Below are 16519 nucleotides of genomic sequence, written 5' to 3' on the forward strand. Positions count from 1 at the left end.
CTTACTATAAGAATAGTTTTGGTGCTAATAATTATGTCAGAATCCTTTTTGCTCGGCCGCCTGCTGCTGCAATTCAACAGCGAAGCGAGCGAGATTATTACAGATTTATCCGCTGTTGCTTTGACTCCCGACGGCCATTTGTGGCTGGGTTCCGATGAAACGACTTCGCTGGAATGTTTGTCGCCTGTCGCGCCTCATGTTTTTGGAGAACATCAAAAATTTGCGGTCGCGGATTTTATCGATTTATCGGGAGACGACGAAATCGATATTGAAGGAATTGATTTCAGCAGCAATTGCCTTTGGCTGGTCGGTTCTCACAGCACAAAACGCAAAAAACCTAAAGGTAAAGATTGCGAAGACGATATCGAAAGATTAGCCACAATTGAGACAGATGTCAACCGCTATTTGCTAGCCAAAGTTCCTGTAAAAGACGGGATTTTGTACAAGTCAATTTCCCATCCTGAAAATCCCCAAATTCAATTAACGGCGGGATGCCTTCAGCGGACAGAAACGGGCAATCTGCTGACAGATGCGCTGCAAGATGACAAACATCTCGGATTGTATTTTTCTGTGCCAATTCCGAGCAAAGAAAATGGCTTCGATATTGAAGGGTTGGCGGTGCGGGGGGAGAGCATTTTTCTCGGTTTGCGGGGCCCGGTGCTGCGGGGTTGGGCGATAATTTTAGAACTGGAGGTTGAAGAAGCAGAACCGGGAGTTTTAAGGCTTAAGGAAATTGGGGAAGCAGGGAAATTATACAAAAAACATTTTGTCGATTTGAACGGTTTGGGTGTGCGAGAATTGTGTTTTAATGGGGAAGATTTGATTGTTTTAGGCGGGCCGACGATGACTTTATCTGGAGAGATGAGGGTTTTTCGGTTAAAGGGGATTTTAGGGCGCTCGGGCGACAGTATTACTGGGCAAGGTGGGGGAGATTTGGAGGTTTTATTTGACTTGCCTTTTCAGGTTGGTACGGACAATGCTGAGGGGTTGAGTTTGTTTCCCTATTTGGGGGAGGAGAATGCGCTGTTAGTGGTTTACGATTCGCCTGCTGTGAGTAGAATGGTTGGGGAAAATGCGATTTTTGCGGATATTTTTAGATTGGGTTCGTAGTGAGGACGACACTCCGCAAAATTTAGGAATTTAGTCCTTACTACAAACAGAAATTTGGTTAATTGTCGATCGCATCTTCACCCAGCGGCCTGCTGTAGCGCTTCAATTCATCAATCAATCGAGTATCGTTAGAAGCTGTTCTCGCACCCGCTTCGGCCGCCCACCGCTTCAAATCTTCAATTTGCGATCGGGCGATCGCAGCTAATGGTACCGTATCCTCGATCGACCTCAAAACATCCTCCGTCGTCAAATCTCGGCGCTGCCCGTTCACAAAAGTCCCAAAAGCCCGGTACAATCCATCAATTACAACTTGCTCAATTTCCGCACCGCTAAAATTCTTAGCAGACTTCGCCAAAATCTCCAAATCAAAGTCGCGCAATCTAGTCGGGCGCAAACGCTGCAAATGCACTTTAAAAATATCTTGCCGTTCCGACTCTGAGGGCAAATTCAAAAAGAAAATCTCATCAAACCTGCCCTTTCTGAGCAACTCCGCCGGAAGAATTCGGACGTTATTTGCAGTTGCGACAATAAACACCGGGCTGGTTTTTTCCTGCATCCAAGTAATCCAACTGCCGAATACCCGGCGCGAAGTTCCCGAATCGCCGTCGCCGCCGCTGATAATGTTGCCGAAGGCTTTATCTATTTCATCGATCCACAAGACGCAAGGGGCGATCGCCTCTGCCAATTGTATCATTTGTCGAACGCGGCTTTCGCTTTCCCCGACCACGCCGCCGAACAATCTGCCAGTATCCAAACGCAGCAGCGGCAAACGCCATTCAGCAGCAATAGTTTTCGCCGATAAAGATTTGCCCGTTCCTTGAATTCCTACTAACAAAACCCCTTTTGGATTGGGTATGCCGTAGCGGCGCGCCTCGTCAGTAAAAGCATCTTGCCGCATCTTTACCCACTGCTTCAAATTCTCCAATCCGCCGACACTTTTGAGAGATTCTCGCGAATTGAAAAACTCCAAAATTCCTGTTTTGCGAATTGCTTGCTGTTTTTCTTCCAAAACTCCATCAATATCTGACTCATTAATTTGTTGTTTTGCCGCCAAAGCTTTAGCCAAAACCCGCCCGATCCGAGCGCGGCTCAAACCTTGACAAGCTTTAACTAATTGTTCCTTTGCTAAACCGCTAACTTGCAACTGTTCCGGTTTTTCTACAATGCGGGAAATCAAACTATCGATTTCTTGGACGTTGGGCAAAGGGAAATCAATTACTGTGGCTTCTTCTTTCAATTCTTCTGGCAATTCGAGGGCGACAGAAGTGAGGACGATTGTTTTTTTGCTGCGCTTCAATTCCCTGGTTAAATTACGCAATTCCCGCACTACGGGAGCATTTCTTTCTGTGTAGGGCGCTCTCAAAATTGGGTGCAAATCCCGCAGTACAAATATGGTATATTCTTCTACAGCAGTCTTGCCGATGCGATCGAGCGCCGCCATTACTGAACCTTTTGCAGAACCGTTGTCTTCCCAGCCGCGCACGATATCCCAGAACAATACTCGGCGCGCGGGAGTTACTTGCAGCGCCACTTGGGCAATTACAGCTTCGACGGGTTCCTCCTCAGCGCCGACAATGTACAGCAGCGAGTAGCGGGCGCGAATCATCAAATCCAGTCGCTTTACCAGTGAATCGAAAGGATTATTTTTGATGGGATTGACGGCATCTAATTCTCGAATTTGTTCGCGATCTACTGTCATCTTATTTGATATTTTAGATGTAAATTTAACTCGACTAAATATTTTTTTAGTGAAAACTTTAGTTATTCAAAATGATTAAAACTAACTAAAGTCCGTACTACCAACGAACCTTCAAATTATATCGGACTAAAGGTTTGTAGTGAGGACTTTAGTCCTTCAAAAGAATTTAAACTGACTAAAGTCCGTACTACGAACCTTGAAATTATAACAGAATAGCGATAATTTGGCTACTTAGCAACTTTTCGGGCTTGTTTCACCAGATCGATCAGAGTGTGGTGGGCATCTTCGGCGTCGATTAAAGTGCGATCGAACTTGACTCTGACAGGCACTGTTTCGCCATTTACTTCAGCGGTTAAATCCATGCCGTCGGCATCAATCGCGAGCATTTGAGCGGATGTGGCCTCTGGCTTGTCGCCGTAGGCTTGAGCGTACAGGACTACGGCGCTAGCGTGGTCTTCGTTCATGTGAGTGCAGATGCGATCGCTAATTTCAGTGGAAAACTGGTCTGACATGGGGAGATTCCTCAGATGCAATATTGATCGATTGTACTGCGATTTCTCGCAACGCCAGAATATATAGCAGTTAACAGTTGACAGTTGACAGTTGACAGTTAGTTGAATTTAAAACAATATTTGTGTTTGTAGTAAGGACTTTAGTCCCGATTAGCTAAAAGCGTGAAAATAGGACTGAAGTCATCACTACGATCACAAATAGTCCCAGACGCACGGGCAGTCAGAAACCGGTTTTTTTACGAAAATCTTTGGTTGTCACCCACAGATTTGGTAAAAAACCCGGTTTCTTTGGCATAGATGCGTAAATCCTGAGAAAGCTTAACTAAAAGATCGATAGTCAAATGGCAATTCATAAAACAGCAAATCAATCTCACTCTCATGGAAAGTCTCAGGATTCGCTACTTGTTGCTTGGTTGCTTGAATGCAGTTTAGCTACTGGTAAATCAGGAAAATTTTCTACAGCAACAGGCGGCGATTTTTCCAACTTAACTACTGGCAATTCCCCGCCATTGCCTCCATTTTTGCTAGTTTGATTCCACATCATCATTCCCAGCAAACCATCAACCAAACCGCCGCCGCTACCATTACCGCTAACCGCAACATCTGGGACAACTCGCACCTGACTATCGCCGATAATTTGCATTAATTGCAAAGCCGTATAACCGGAACCGCCCAAAGCCACAACACCCGCCTGATAAGCTTCAGCTTGAGCATTTCCCTTCATCCGAATCGACTCAGCCTCGCCTTGAGCTTGTTTCACCTGAGAATTCGCTTTCAACTCAGCAATCTTCACGCCTTGTTCCGATTTCACCATCTCTTGTTGAATCTCAGCCAAAGCAGTTTCCCTGACCAATTGTTGCCGCTGAGTTTGTGCTAATTGCTGCACCTCATAAGTCTTGCGCTGTTCCTCAGCAATTTTGCGGTCTGTTTGAGTTTGCATCAACTCTGCTGGCGGCAAAATATCGCCGATCAAAGTATCAATTGCTTGTACGTCGTAGGTACGCAAAGCTGCTTTGATATACTCCGCTGCTTCCGCTTGTCTGCCGCTTCTTGCCGATAGAAAATCTAACACAGAATAAGATTGAGCCGAATTGCGGAAATAATTGCCGATTGTCGGCTGCAAAACGTGGTCTACTAAATTCTGCATCGAACCCACGCGCGAGATTACTTTCGGAGCATCTAAAGCGCCAACATGAATAATCTGAGCTACTTCTAAGTCGAAGGCAAAACCATCTTGAGAACGCACGGTTAAAGATGAAAGTTTAGAATCATAACTGTGCCGTTCCGTCTTCCCAGACCAGTTCAATACTATATTAGTAGTTGGGACTAATTCTACTTTTAAAATGCGAGTATTTAGCGGATGTTTTCCTGGATAAAGAGGAGTCACCCACACCCCTTTATTGCCGACATTTACTAAATTGCCGTGGGTGAAAGCAGCACCGCTGACATCTTCCGAGGTTTTACCAACATAGGAAATAACTGCGCCGACATAGCCGATCGGGATTTCGGTCATCGGCACTTGTTCCACGCCGACAAACCAAGGATTTAAGTTCCAGGAACCGGAAAGCAAAACTTGTTCTTGCAAACCGCGCCTACCGCCACCGATGATAAATTTTTGCGCGTTTTGGAAGTTGTCGTGGTTCGGAATAATCGAACCTGCAATTTCGCCATCTTGAATCGGAACGCCGTCATAAGTTGTGACAATTCCTACTTTGTCGGAAGCAACTTTGTACAGTTTTAACAGTTCCGATGTCATCCCGTGTTTAGGAGCATTTACTGCTGTAATTACAGTAAATAATGCCGTATTAATTCGATAGCTACCACCTGTAAGAATGCCTAGTTGTCTGCCTTTTTCCCCACCAGTTATGAAGAATTTGCGAGCATCTTGAAAATTATCGCATTCTGTGTATTTACCGAGGATGCGCTGTGGCGGAATCGGCGCGCCTCCGGCTGCGATTACTAAACCAATTTCGCCTTGAGGAACTACGGTTAGAGACTCTTTGCGGACGCTGTATTGTATGGGCCAATAACCCCAGTGCCAACCGGGGGGTAAAGTATCAGCTTGATATCCAGCTTCTCCGTTTAAGGCAATTAAATCTGCTGCGGGTAAAGACTTTTTGCCGAGGCTAAACTTTTTACTGACAATTCCCACTTCGCGATCGCCAATTACTACCAATCCGCCAAAAAATAATGGCAGGACTAGAATAATGATCATACCGCCGATCGCGATCGGGATAAATCCGCCCGGCCCTAGCTGCATTGTCTGCACGGGAATAGTGGTACGCAACTGCCCTAGCTGCCAGCTAGAATCAGGTTTTACGGCTTGCTGAGTTGTTTGAACTGCGGGGGGGATATCGCCAGCAGCTAATACCGGTGAGGGTTTCAAACTGGCTATTGCACTGATGGCTAAAGACGCCGAAACAGCGGCTGCTAACTGTTTTAAAACGCGAACTTTGACTTGAGACTCGGACAAAAATGAATAAAGCATTTTTTTGAGCAGGACTAATTTATCCTAGGATCTCCAGCTTAGCCTTCCTCAAAACTTTTTACATAAAACTTAAGCTCTTATTTTTTATTATTTTCTGTCATAATAGTCATATTTATCAGTAAAAATACTTAATATAAAACTCAAAAACCATCAGTCATCAATCAAGGCGTAAGGCTCGCAGTGCACACCCTAGCGATGACTAATGACTAATGACTAATAACTAAGCGCTTTAAACAAACTGACCCGTTGCAGTCGATCGCACCCGGCGAATTCCAATCACCGACGGCATCGGCGATCTGCGCGAATCATTCGAGATATTACTCGGCCACAAACTGCCGCGAGAAACACTACGAGTCTGATTAAAAACCGTACCGTTCAAATCCAACATTTCAATTTGCCGACTCAGTACAGTACCATCATCGATCGGGCAATCTTCCCCAGGATGCTGCACCGAAAGCAACAGCGTATCTCCCACAAAAGTCGGCCCCGTCATTTCGCACCGATTCGGCCCTTGAGCAAACGGAATTACTGTTCCCGCATTCGGGCCGGAAGTCGGAATATAAAACAGCCAATTATTGCCGAAAACACCAGTAAAATCCGAGACATTTCCTGTCTTTTTGTGGTCGATCGCCGTTGCCTTTCCCACACTCCCTACGTCAAAACCATTGTGCGTGGGAGTAGACATATCAGTGACACCCCAAATATTACCTTGAGTGTCAAAAACTAAATTATCTACACTAGCAAAGCCCGCCCCAGAGACTGAACCCGCTTCTCCACCTTGAACAAAACGCTGCCAGCGGAATGTCGAACCCGCGCCGTCGGAACTATCTTCAATTATTTTGTAAATTCCTCCCGACTGCTGGGTGCTATTGACTCCGCTACCGTATTTAGCAACAGTAAAAATGCGAGAATCTGGATAACCATCGCTACCAGGTGCGCCGTCAGTATAAGAAATGAAAACTTCCTTAGTAGTAGGATTAATTTCCAAATCTTCAGGGCGCGCCGTCGGAGTGCCACCAATCAAATTAGCAGCATGAAAAGCATCAACTAAAACTGCACCTTGGCTGCTGTAGAAATTAGCCAGAGTTTTATTTCTGTAGCCGGGAAGTGCTGTTGCTTCATTAGTTGTATCCATCACAAAAGAACCGCCATCTTCTGTTTGACCTGCAATTCCGCTGCGTTTGGGGAAGCGAGTATTTGCATCTCTTTGAGCTTTGCCAAAAGTTGCTAATTCCGCTTCACCAACTTTAGAAGGACTGACTGGATTCGTCGGGCTATTTAATGCCAACGGCAGCCATCTTCCCGCACCGTTGCGGTTGTATTGGGCAACGTACAAAGTGCCGTCTTCAAACAAGCGGCTGTTGGTTTTATCTGCGGGATTGGTGACAGTACCGCTGCTGACAAATTTCCAGGTGTGTCCGCCGCGCCGATCGTCCCCCATGTACACTACTAACTTGCGTCCTGCTGCGGCGCGAATCGCGACGTTTTCGTGGCGGAAACGGCCTAAAGCCGTGTGTTTGCGGGGGCGGAAACTCGGATCTTGAGGATCGACTTCTACCATCCAGCCGTATTTTTCGCCGACTAAGCCGAATTCTTCGCCCGTAGTACCCTTGGCGTAGCCGGTTTGGCCGCCGTTGGGTTTGATGTTTTCTTGAACTCCGACGAAGAATAGTTCGCTACCTTGGAAGTTTTCTTCGGCGGAGAGGATTGTGCCCCAAGGGGTTGTGCCGCCGGAACAGTTGTAGGCTGTACCGATGATGCGGTTTCCCAGCCCGTCGCTGTTGACTTGGGCGAAGACTTGGGTAGCGGCAGGGCCCGTGCCCGTGAGGTACTCGTTATCGCCTTGTCTGGTTCCCCAGGAGGTGACATCTTTGTATTTGTCGGTACGCTGGCTGTTGATGCCGAGGCCGGAAAGTCCGTGAATGCGTCGGTTGAGGGAGTCGCGGGCGATCGCCCCAAAGCGTCCATCAGCTTGTTTGGTAATGCGGACGATCGAACCACCAAGATTGTAGAGGAATTCGCCGAGGGTATCGCGATTCTTTACGGATAAGTCTATACCGAGGACGGCGCGATCGGTTGCTGGAAATGATGCCACATCTGACGGCGCTTCCGGTGCCACTTTCGACATCGGGAAGGATACGTATTCGTGGTTAACCCAGAGATAGCCGTCGTCACTGCTGCCACGAAGGCCTACAAAGCCGGTGTAGTCGTTGTTGTAGCCGAAATAGTCTGCCGGATCGGGGAAAACTCGATCGCCCCAGCGGAGAATCACATAGCGTTCGTATTCCGGCGGCACAACTACATCGTCAACCACGCTGTAGCTGGTTAATCGAGTATTCTGCGAGGCCGCCATCACTGTTCCCTGTCCGTTTGGGGCGATCGGCATAAAGCTGGACAATTCTTGATAAACTGGCAGCGGGTGAGGAAGTCTTAACGGAGTGAAAGATAGCGGCCCTACAATAGATTCCGCCGAGGTGGAATTGATGCCGAAGAGTGTTTGAGTTAGTTGAGGGGCAAGCACAGTGGTAGCTGCACTGCTGCCAAAGAAAATTAACAGTTGTCGGCGAGTTATTTTAGACATAAATTCCTTTTCAACCCAACTTCCCTAATCAGATGATTCCGTATGAAACTCTATCACTGTTAAATTAAGGGGAGTTAACCTGAAGGTTAATTAAAGTGGAATTATATTTGGGTTAATAATTGGTTATTAGTTGTTTGTTGTTTGTTATTTGTTGTTGGCTACCAATGCCCAATCCCTCCGCTTCGCGCTCGCCCAATGCCCAATGCCCCATTACCACTATTTTAATCATCTCGAAAACCCGGATCGTTTTGTCTGGATGCCGATCGACTGGGCGCAGGTACATCGATCGCTTGCGAAGACCCAGAATTTGCGGGCGAAGTATTGCCGTCTCTGAATCCCAGCAGCAATTGAGCATCGCCAAAATATCTAGTCCACTGTTCGATTCTCGCATCTTTTTGCCAGTCGCGGCGGGATACTCTCGATCGCAAAACTGGAACTCTTTGTCGGCTGCGATCGGCTGTAATGATGACTGTAACTTCTGTTAATGCCGGATTTTCTTGAAACTCGCGGGCGATCGACTCTTTCGCTAAATCTTCCGCCTGCTGCACTAAACTTGCAAAAGATTGACTGCCGTCCGAATCTAGGGTAAGGTAGCGCTCTTTTGTTTCAGCCAAAGCTATCGATATACTTGCTGTTAAACTGATAATTGCTAGAATGACGGGGGACAATAAACGTATGTACAAATTCATTATGTTTGAAACTAAATACTAACACTTGTCAATCATAATCAATAAAAATTAACATCTTATTAAGTTATGATTAAAATAATATTTTGTATAATCAGATTTTGCGGACAATAGGGCTTGTAGGCTAGATAACTAAATCTTTCTTTATTCTTGCTTTTTCCGACTTCCCTCTTCCTTCTTCCGACTTCCCTCTTCCTTCTTCCTGACATCCGTGACATCCGTTACACAATCCGTTGCCGAACCTTCTTCTTTATGAAACTCACAAAAAGTGCGATCGCCCTCGGTAGCAACTTAGGCGACTCCCTCGCCACACTCTCTAGCGCGATCGTAACCCTCAACAACACCCCAGGAATAGCAGTAAAATCTCATTCAAGCTGGTATCAAACCGCCCCCGTGGGGCCGCCGCAACCCGATTACATCAACGCCTGTGCCATCCTAGAAGTTGCCCTAGAACCGAAACAATTGCTAGCAGCTTTATTAGAAATTGAAATAAAATTTAATCGGATTCGCCGCGAAAAATGGGGGCCAAGAACCCTCGACCTAGATTTACTGCTGTACGACAATTTAATCCTAGAAACTCCGACACTGACTCTACCTCATCCCCGGATGACCGAAAGAGCTTTTGTATTAGTACCTTTAGCAGAAATTGCCCCGGATTGGGTGCATCCGGTGACGAAAAGTGCGATCTATCAACTCGTGGAAAAGGTAAACTGTTCGGGAGTGGAAAAAATGAAAATGTAAAAATTGAGCAAAATTTAATGGCTTCAATCGCATATGATGTCATAAATTAGTGCAATCAAACATTATTCGCTTCTCGCTTATGCCATTAGGAAAAGAACTGCCCCAACTCCTCAAACAGCGCCTGTTTTACCAAGGGCGCAAATTCAACTTTGACGTAGCTAGGCTGCGCCTTCCCAACGGTTCCGAAGGCGACTGGGAATGTATTCGCCACCCAGGCGGAGCACTTGCAGTTCCCGTCACTCCCGAAGGTAAACTCGTCTTGGTGCGACAATACCGATTCGCCGCCAAAGGACGGATTTTAGAATTTCCCGCAGGTACAGTTGAAATCAATGAAAGCCCAGCCCAAACTATCAAACGCGAAATCGAAGAAGAAACCGGATATCGCGCTGGAAAATGGCGAGAATTAGGCAAATTCCTGCTCGCACCCGGTTATTCTGACGAAATCATTTATGCTTTTTTAGCCCAAGATTTGGTCAAGCTGGAAAAGCCGCCAGAACAAGACGATGATGAAGACATGGAAACAGTTTTGTTCACTCCAGAGGAATTAGAAAAAGCCATTTTAGCAGGCGAACCAATTGATGCAAAATCAATTTCTAGCTTTTTTCTAGCGCGCCCTTTTTTGATGTAAAATAGTATCGCGGTGCGTCGCTTACATACAGTCGCAAATAACTAGAATTGTGGCAGCGACGCACCCTACAAAAATATTAAACCTCAAATCAAATGTCAGACTTAATTTTATTTTGGCACCGTCGAGATTTACGTATTTCTGACAACATCGGACTGGCTGCCGCGCGCCAGGAAAGCCCGAAAGTAGTCGGGATTTTTTGCCTGGATCGCAATATTCTCGATCGCGATGACGTAGCACCAGCCAGAGTCACCTACATGATAGGTTGCTTGCAAAAACTTCAGGAGAATTACAGCAAAGCAGGTAGCCAATTGCTGATAATCCAAGATGAACCAAGTCATGGCATCCCAAAATTAGCAACCGCAATCGATGCCAAAGCAGTATTTTGGAACCTGGATGTTGAACCCTATGCAAAAGAGCGAGATATCAGCGTATCAAAAGCTCTCGAACAAGCAGGAATTAAAGTTAAAAATTTCTGGGATCAAATCCTGCACGCCCCGGACGATATTCGCACTGGTACAGGAAAACCCTACACAGTTTATACACCATTTTGGAAAAATTGGCACAGCAAACCCAAAGCTGAACCAGTAGAGACACTGCCGATAACTTATCTGGAATTAATGACCGGATTAAGCGCCCAAGAACAAGAAATCGCTAACCAAACAGGTGCAATAGAAACACTGCCAACGGCATCTAGTTTGGGATTTACTTGGGAAAATCCGTTAGTAATAGAACCCGGAGAAGATGCAGCGCGAGCAAAGTTGGAAGAATTTTGCGAAATCGCCATTTACGAATATCAAGAACAGCGCAATTTTCCAGCAAATAATGGCACATCGCAACTCAGCGCCGCCCTCAAATTCGGTGCAATTGGTATCCGCACAGTTTGGCAAGCTACCGAGAGAGTAATGGAAACTTGTCGCAGCGAAGAAGCGTCTACAAGCATCCGCACTTGGCAACAGGAAATAGCGTGGCGAGAATTTTACCAACACGCCATGTATAACTTCCCTGAATTAGCAGATGGGCCCTACCGTCAAGCATTCAAAAATTTTCCTTGGGAGAACGATGAAAAACTTTTTCAAGCTTGGTGCAGGGGCAAAACTGGTTATCCGATTATCGATGCAGCAATGCGGCAGTTAAATCAGACTGGTTGGATGCACAATCGCTGTCGGATGATAGTCGCTAGTTTCCTCACGAAAGATTTAATTGTTAACTGGCAGTGGGGGGAAAAATACTTTATGCAAAATTTGATTGACGGCGACCTTTCTGCTAACAATGGCGGCTGGCAGTGGAGCGCATCGAGCGGGATGGACCCGAAACCTTTGCGAATATTTAATCCCGCTAGTCAAGCTCAGAAATTTGACCGGGAAGGGGAATATATTCGGCACTGGGTTCCAGAATTGCGCCGAGTTGATACGAAACTTTTGCTAACAGGAAATATTTCGCCTATAGAACGCAGGCTGCTTCATTATCCCGATCCGATCGTAGATCACAACGAGCAGCAGCGCAAGTTTAAGGAGCTTTATAAACTACAAAAAATAGCAGATTAGAAAACCGGACGAATGGAATTCGCGCCTACACAGACAAAACCCGCCGATGCGGGTTGAAGAAATAAAAAAAACCGGGCAAATGGAATTAGGTTGTTTTCTTTACACCTTCTAAATTCGGACTATTTTTTTGGTAGACGCGGTTGAAACCGCCGTCTTATCCGATCTAAATCGTATTGAGTTACAATAAACTTAATTAAATCGGAGGTTGGAATGGTAACGCTGCAATTGAGACAAATCAGTGTACCGCCTGGACATAGAGTGCTGTTCCATGATGTAAGTTGGCTGGAATTTGAAGCAATTTTAGAGGAGTTGGGAGAACACCGTGCTTCCAGAATCGCTTACAGTCAAGGAATTTTGGAGATTAGGATGCCACTACCAGAACACGAATTTAATAAAGAAATCATTGGCGATATGGTCAAGATATTACTCGAAGAACTTGAAATTGATCGAGAATGTTTTGGTTCGACGACTTTTAAACGCCAGAGTATGTTGCAAGGAATAGAGCCTGATAACTGTTTTTACATTCAAAATTCCGCTCTAATGATTGGCAAAAAGCGCATCGACTTAAGTATCGATCCGCCACCGGATTTAGCAATTGAAGTGGATTTAACTTCTAAAACTCAATTGGATGCTTACGAGGCGCTGGGAGTTCCTGAAATCTGGCGGTACGAAAATAAAAGGCTTCAGATTAATGTGCTTGAAAATGGGAAATATGTTGAATCGGCAATTAGTCCGACATTTCCGAATCTGCCAATTATTGAAGCTATTTCTGAATATTGCGAACAAAGTCAAACAGCGGGGACGAGTCAAACTCTCCGATTGTTTCGCAAGTGGGTGATAGAACAAATCCTGTCAATTCCGGTTGCACCGTCAGGTGATTGTTGATTGTTGACTGTTGACTGTTGACTGCTGACTGTTGACTGTTGATTCGGGGTAGGAAAACTGAATGATTGAGTATTAGCTGTTGACTCGATTTTATTATTCCGATGCAACCGGAAACGATATCAGACTTTGACGACTAAAGTCTTTACTACCAACTTGAGGGCTAAAGTCCTTACTACCAATTTGCTACAATCTAATTGCTTTTTTAGTTGCGCTGTTGAGTGATAGAGAGAGAGTAAGGGTGTTGACCTTGAGCCCGATCGCCCACGAAAATTACATAAGTCCCCTTGTCCCCATAACCGGAAAATTCTACGTTCCCCGCACCAGCATTCGCCGGTAGGACGCAGAAACGACCCCTCGGCCCCTGAATCATCAAACTCGGCGCTCCCGCCGTTTGTACTGCAATTTTCCAGTATGGCAAATCCTGCGTTACTTCGATCACCTGGTTCGGCCCGGCGGCCACGAAACCGCAGTCGCCGCTATTGTTCGGGCCACCGGAGACTCCTGAAACACTCAGGGGTTCGCGAAATCCCGGAGCAATTTGTAGCGGTTGGCTCCGAAGAGCCCCCGGTGCAGTTAAAATCATTCCTAGGGCTAGGATTGCGATCGAACCCAAGCGCAGTCTGGGGCGATCGCACGGATAGCATATCTTCATTTTTATCCTTATTTATCCGAACACAATGGCGGAAGGTTCCACTTCTTTGACGGTAGAGGATAATGAGCGGTTCCGAACACGCTAATGTGACTCTTATTAATGTGACCGCCCTAAAACGATCGGCGTACAGCTAAACTAACTCCCAATTTTTTTTATGAATCCTCAAAATAAGTTCAATTTGCAGCAAGCGATCGCACAACTAAAAGCTAAAGTAGAGCGATCGTCCCTCATCCAACAAAATCCAGATAGCTATCAAGCGCTCGGAACCTTCTACAATCAATTTCTGGACAAGTTTCAAAAACTCCCCAAACCAGGACAAGTGGCAGTCTTTGCCGTCGGAGCGATCGTGGTTCTGACAGTCTTCAATAGTATAGTACAGCTAATTTCGGCCCTGATGAGTCTTGCCGTTCTCGGAGTGTTAATCTACATAGCGTACAAATTGGCAATATCTGCTGATTCGTCCAACTAACGACTAAAAATAGGAAATTATAAATATGGCTAACCCAACCGCATCCGGTGATGATATTAATCAACCCGATCCGTCTCCATCTTGGCAGACAAAATCCCAGCAAATGCCACTGCTGGTTCGTAGGTGCGGCGCTTGGGCCGTTGAAATTTCCTTAATTGCCGCCAGCGCCCTCGTTCCCTTCAGTATCGGGGCATTGGTCAACAAGGACGCTCAAACCGTGCCCCTAAATTCCTCTGTAGCGGCAACATCGGAAACTGTAGCCCGTATTTTGGGCGTACCCGTGCGCGATCGCAACCCAAGAGTCGCACCCCTAACTAATCTATTCTGGTCGGGGGCGCTGCTAGCACCGCTAGTTTTAGCGGCGTGGCAACTATTTTTGCTCGCCAGAACCGGCCAAACACTCCCGAAACGCTGGTTTGCCGTTAAAGTCGTCACAGCTTTTGGTACTCCTCCGGGTTGGAGGCGAGTGCTGATTCGCGAAAGTTTGGGGCGCTGGGGAGTGCCTCTGGGCGTAGCCTACGGCATTTGGCGCTTATCCGGCGCGTTTCCTGATTTAATCATTTTAGGGGGGTTGAGCGGCTTGGCAGTGCTGGCAGACGGCGCTTTTGCATTCCGCTACAAACGACAATCGGGACACGATCGCCTCGCGAATACTTTGGTGGTCAATGCTCGATCGATCGAACAATCTGCCAATCCTGTCAACAATCAAGATTGGACTGAGGAAGACGCGCAGATTGCGGCTGTGGTTTTGACTCGCGAAACCAATGTCAAAGAAGAACCCAGTTTGTGGAATTGGATGCGCCAACATCCAGGCACAACTTTAGTGATAGTTACCATTGGCAGCGCGGGATTAATTTTAACTTTGTTTGTTGGCACTTTGATCTACACTCAAGGTCAAGCAAATATGCGGGATTCTCGCCAGCGGAACGACGAATTATTTGTGGCTTTAGTGAGTAAATTGTCTCCGGCTTCGCCCAGCGGAACATCGGGGAGGCGATCGGCAATTTTGGCTTTGGGGGCGGTGGAAGATTCCCGCGCCATACCGCTGTTAGCGGATTTGCTAACCCAAGAAGACAGCAGCCCGATGCTGGACGCGATCCAACAAGCTTTAGTCAGTAGCGGGCCGAAAGCTTTACCTGACTTGCGGCGATTAAACCAAGGGCTCAGCAACGAGCTCGAATCCCTGCGCTACCGGGGGAAAGCCTCGGAACGCGAGTTAGCGGCTACCCGTCAGCGAACAGTGCAAAGGGCGATCGGCAAAATTCTCACCGTGTATAGCAGCCAGCTTAACGGTGTCGATCTCAGTCGCACCGATTTAAGTCAAACTCCTGCCGGCCCCGCTCAGTTTACTTTAGTATTAGACAAAGTGGACTTATCAGGAATTAAGCTGAGAAACACCAATTTAACCAATGCCAGCTTCCAAGGAACTCGCTTTTACGGCACCGGCGAAGACAGGCGTCCGGGTACATTTGACGATTGGATTTCCGACTTAAGCAGCGCTAATTTTGAAGGAGCAAATTTAACCGGAGCATCTTTAAATAGTGCTCTAATGAACCGCACTACTTTTGTGCGCGCTGTCCTGAACAAAGCTAATTTGTCAAGCGGAAATCTGAATGGAGCTAATTTTAGCAGTGCTCTTTTAATTGGCGCAAATTTGCAGCAAGCAATATTAAAAGATGCAGCTTTTACGGGTGCAGATATCGGCAGCGCGAATTTGTCTGGAGCCAATTTATCAGGCGCGCGTTTGGGCAAAATCAAGGGCCAAGGCGCTCAGTTATCCTTGACAAATTTGTCTAAATCGGAATGGCAAGGTGCAGATTTATCCGGTGCAAATTTGAAAAGTGCGAACTTACAAAATGCCGATTTGAGTTCTGCTAAACTCGCCAACGCCAATTTTCAAGATGCTCGGTTGCAAGATGCTAATTTGCGGAATGCCGACCTGAGTTCGGTTGATTTTAGGGGTGCAAATGTAGCGGGAGTGAATTTTCAAGGGGCTGTATTTCAGGGTAAAGCGGCTTCCGATCAGTTTATTCAAAGTCCAGCAGGTACTAAATCAGGTAGGTTCCAAGGAGTTGATTTTGCCGAGGCTAAAAATTTAGATAAAAATCAAATTGCTTACATTTGTTTGCAGGGGGGTATTCATCCGAAGTGCTCGCAGAAGAATTAAGAATTGATTTGTAGTGAGGACTCAAGGGGAGCATTTCATTTTGGTAAAAAGCATTTTTTGTTTGAGCGCTGTTCTCGCTCGCTTGGTGATAAAAGCCCGTGCGAGCGAGGACAGGACTACAAAAGCTAGCGCGCTTGATGCTCCTTCTTCCTTCTTCCTGATGACGTTGGACGGAAAGCAGTTGCCAGTTGTCAGTTGTTATTTGTCAGTTGCCAGTTGTTACCAATAACTAATAACAAATAACTAATAACTAATAACAAATAACAAATAACAAATAACTAATAACTAATAACTAATAACTAATAACTAATAACTAATAACTAATAACTAATAACTAATAACTAATAACTAATAACT

13 protein-coding genes are annotated in these 16519 nt (G+C 46.1%); 7 read left to right on the forward strand and 6 right to left on the reverse strand.

Annotated features, from left to right (window positions below):
- The first annotated feature begins 33 nt into the window (after positions 1-33).
- On the forward strand, positions 34-1110 hold the full coding sequence (locus QUA01_RS17705) for a DUF3616 domain-containing protein (protein ID WP_333091330.1): 1077 nt from the start codon (positions 34-36) through the stop codon (positions 1108-1110).
- A 58-nt stretch (positions 1111-1168) separates the two neighbouring features.
- On the opposite strand, the gene QUA01_RS17710 is transcribed toward QUA01_RS17705, so the two are convergent.
- The 5 genes from QUA01_RS17710 to QUA01_RS17730 all read right to left on the reverse strand — a co-directional run bounded on the left by QUA01_RS17710 (position 1169) and on the right by QUA01_RS17730 (position 9079).
- Positions 1169-2809 (reverse strand): AAA family ATPase, encoded by a 1641-nt coding sequence (locus QUA01_RS17710; protein ID WP_333091331.1) that lies wholly within the window; start codon positions 2807-2809, stop codon positions 1169-1171.
- Between the two features lie 227 nt (positions 2810-3036).
- A complete protein-coding gene (locus QUA01_RS17715; RefSeq protein ID WP_333091332.1) occupies positions 3037-3321 on the reverse strand; it encodes a DUF2470 domain-containing protein in 285 nt (94 codons plus the stop codon).
- Between the two features lie 388 nt (positions 3322-3709).
- A complete protein-coding gene (locus tag QUA01_RS17720; RefSeq protein ID WP_333091334.1) occupies positions 3710-5809 on the reverse strand; it encodes an SPFH domain-containing protein in 2100 nt (699 codons plus the stop codon).
- Between the two features lie 229 nt (positions 5810-6038).
- Positions 6039-8390 (reverse strand): PhoX family protein, encoded by a 2352-nt coding sequence (locus QUA01_RS17725; protein WP_333091335.1) that lies wholly within the window; start codon positions 8388-8390, stop codon positions 6039-6041.
- A 221-nt stretch (positions 8391-8611) separates the two neighbouring features.
- Positions 8612-9079, reverse strand: coding sequence for a hypothetical protein (locus QUA01_RS17730; RefSeq protein WP_333091337.1), 468 nt, complete (start codon positions 9077-9079; stop codon positions 8612-8614).
- A 249-nt stretch (positions 9080-9328) separates the two neighbouring features.
- Between QUA01_RS17730 and folK the strand changes: the two genes are divergently transcribed.
- The 4 genes from folK to QUA01_RS17750 all read left to right on the forward strand — a co-directional run bounded on the left by folK (position 9329) and on the right by QUA01_RS17750 (position 12874).
- Positions 9329-9817, forward strand: a complete 489-nt coding sequence (gene folK / locus QUA01_RS17735; RefSeq protein ID WP_333091340.1) for a 2-amino-4-hydroxy-6-hydroxymethyldihydropteridine diphosphokinase — start codon at positions 9329-9331, stop codon at positions 9815-9817.
- A gap of 79 nt (positions 9818-9896) precedes the next feature.
- Positions 9897-10445 carry an NUDIX hydrolase gene (locus QUA01_RS17740; protein ID WP_333091341.1) on the forward strand — a complete coding sequence of 183 codons (549 nt, stop codon included), beginning with the start codon at positions 9897-9899 and terminating at the stop codon, positions 10443-10445.
- 92 nt (positions 10446-10537) lie between these two features.
- Positions 10538-11989 carry an FAD-binding domain-containing protein gene (locus QUA01_RS17745; RefSeq protein ID WP_333091344.1) on the forward strand — a complete coding sequence of 484 codons (1452 nt, stop codon included), beginning with the start codon at positions 10538-10540 and terminating at the stop codon, positions 11987-11989.
- A 210-nt stretch (positions 11990-12199) separates the two neighbouring features.
- Positions 12200-12874 carry a Uma2 family endonuclease gene (locus tag QUA01_RS17750; RefSeq protein WP_333091347.1) on the forward strand — a complete coding sequence of 225 codons (675 nt, stop codon included), beginning with the start codon at positions 12200-12202 and terminating at the stop codon, positions 12872-12874.
- A gap of 202 nt (positions 12875-13076) precedes the next feature.
- On the opposite strand, the gene QUA01_RS17755 is transcribed toward QUA01_RS17750, so the two are convergent.
- A complete protein-coding gene (locus tag QUA01_RS17755; protein ID WP_333091348.1) occupies positions 13077-13526 on the reverse strand; it encodes a hypothetical protein in 450 nt (149 codons plus the stop codon).
- 154 nt (positions 13527-13680) lie between these two features.
- On the opposite strand from QUA01_RS17755, the gene QUA01_RS17760 reads away from it, so the two are divergent.
- Together QUA01_RS17760 and QUA01_RS17765 are read left to right on the forward strand one after the other, a co-directional pair.
- Positions 13681-13995: a hypothetical protein gene (locus QUA01_RS17760; protein ID WP_194012082.1), complete on the forward strand. Its 315-nt coding sequence runs from the start codon at positions 13681-13683 to the stop codon at positions 13993-13995.
- Between the two features lie 25 nt (positions 13996-14020).
- The gene (locus QUA01_RS17765) at positions 14021-16162 is read left to right on the forward strand and encodes a pentapeptide repeat-containing protein (protein ID WP_333091349.1); all 2142 of its coding nucleotides are present in this window, start codon (positions 14021-14023) and stop codon (positions 16160-16162) included.
- Positions 16163-16519: the final 357 nt, after the last annotated feature.

Origin of the sequence: Microcoleus sp. S36a_B3 (assembly GCF_036700745.1) — a bacterium.
In the GTDB taxonomy this organism is placed as follows: domain Bacteria; phylum Cyanobacteriota; class Cyanobacteriia; order Cyanobacteriales; family Microcoleaceae; genus Microcoleus.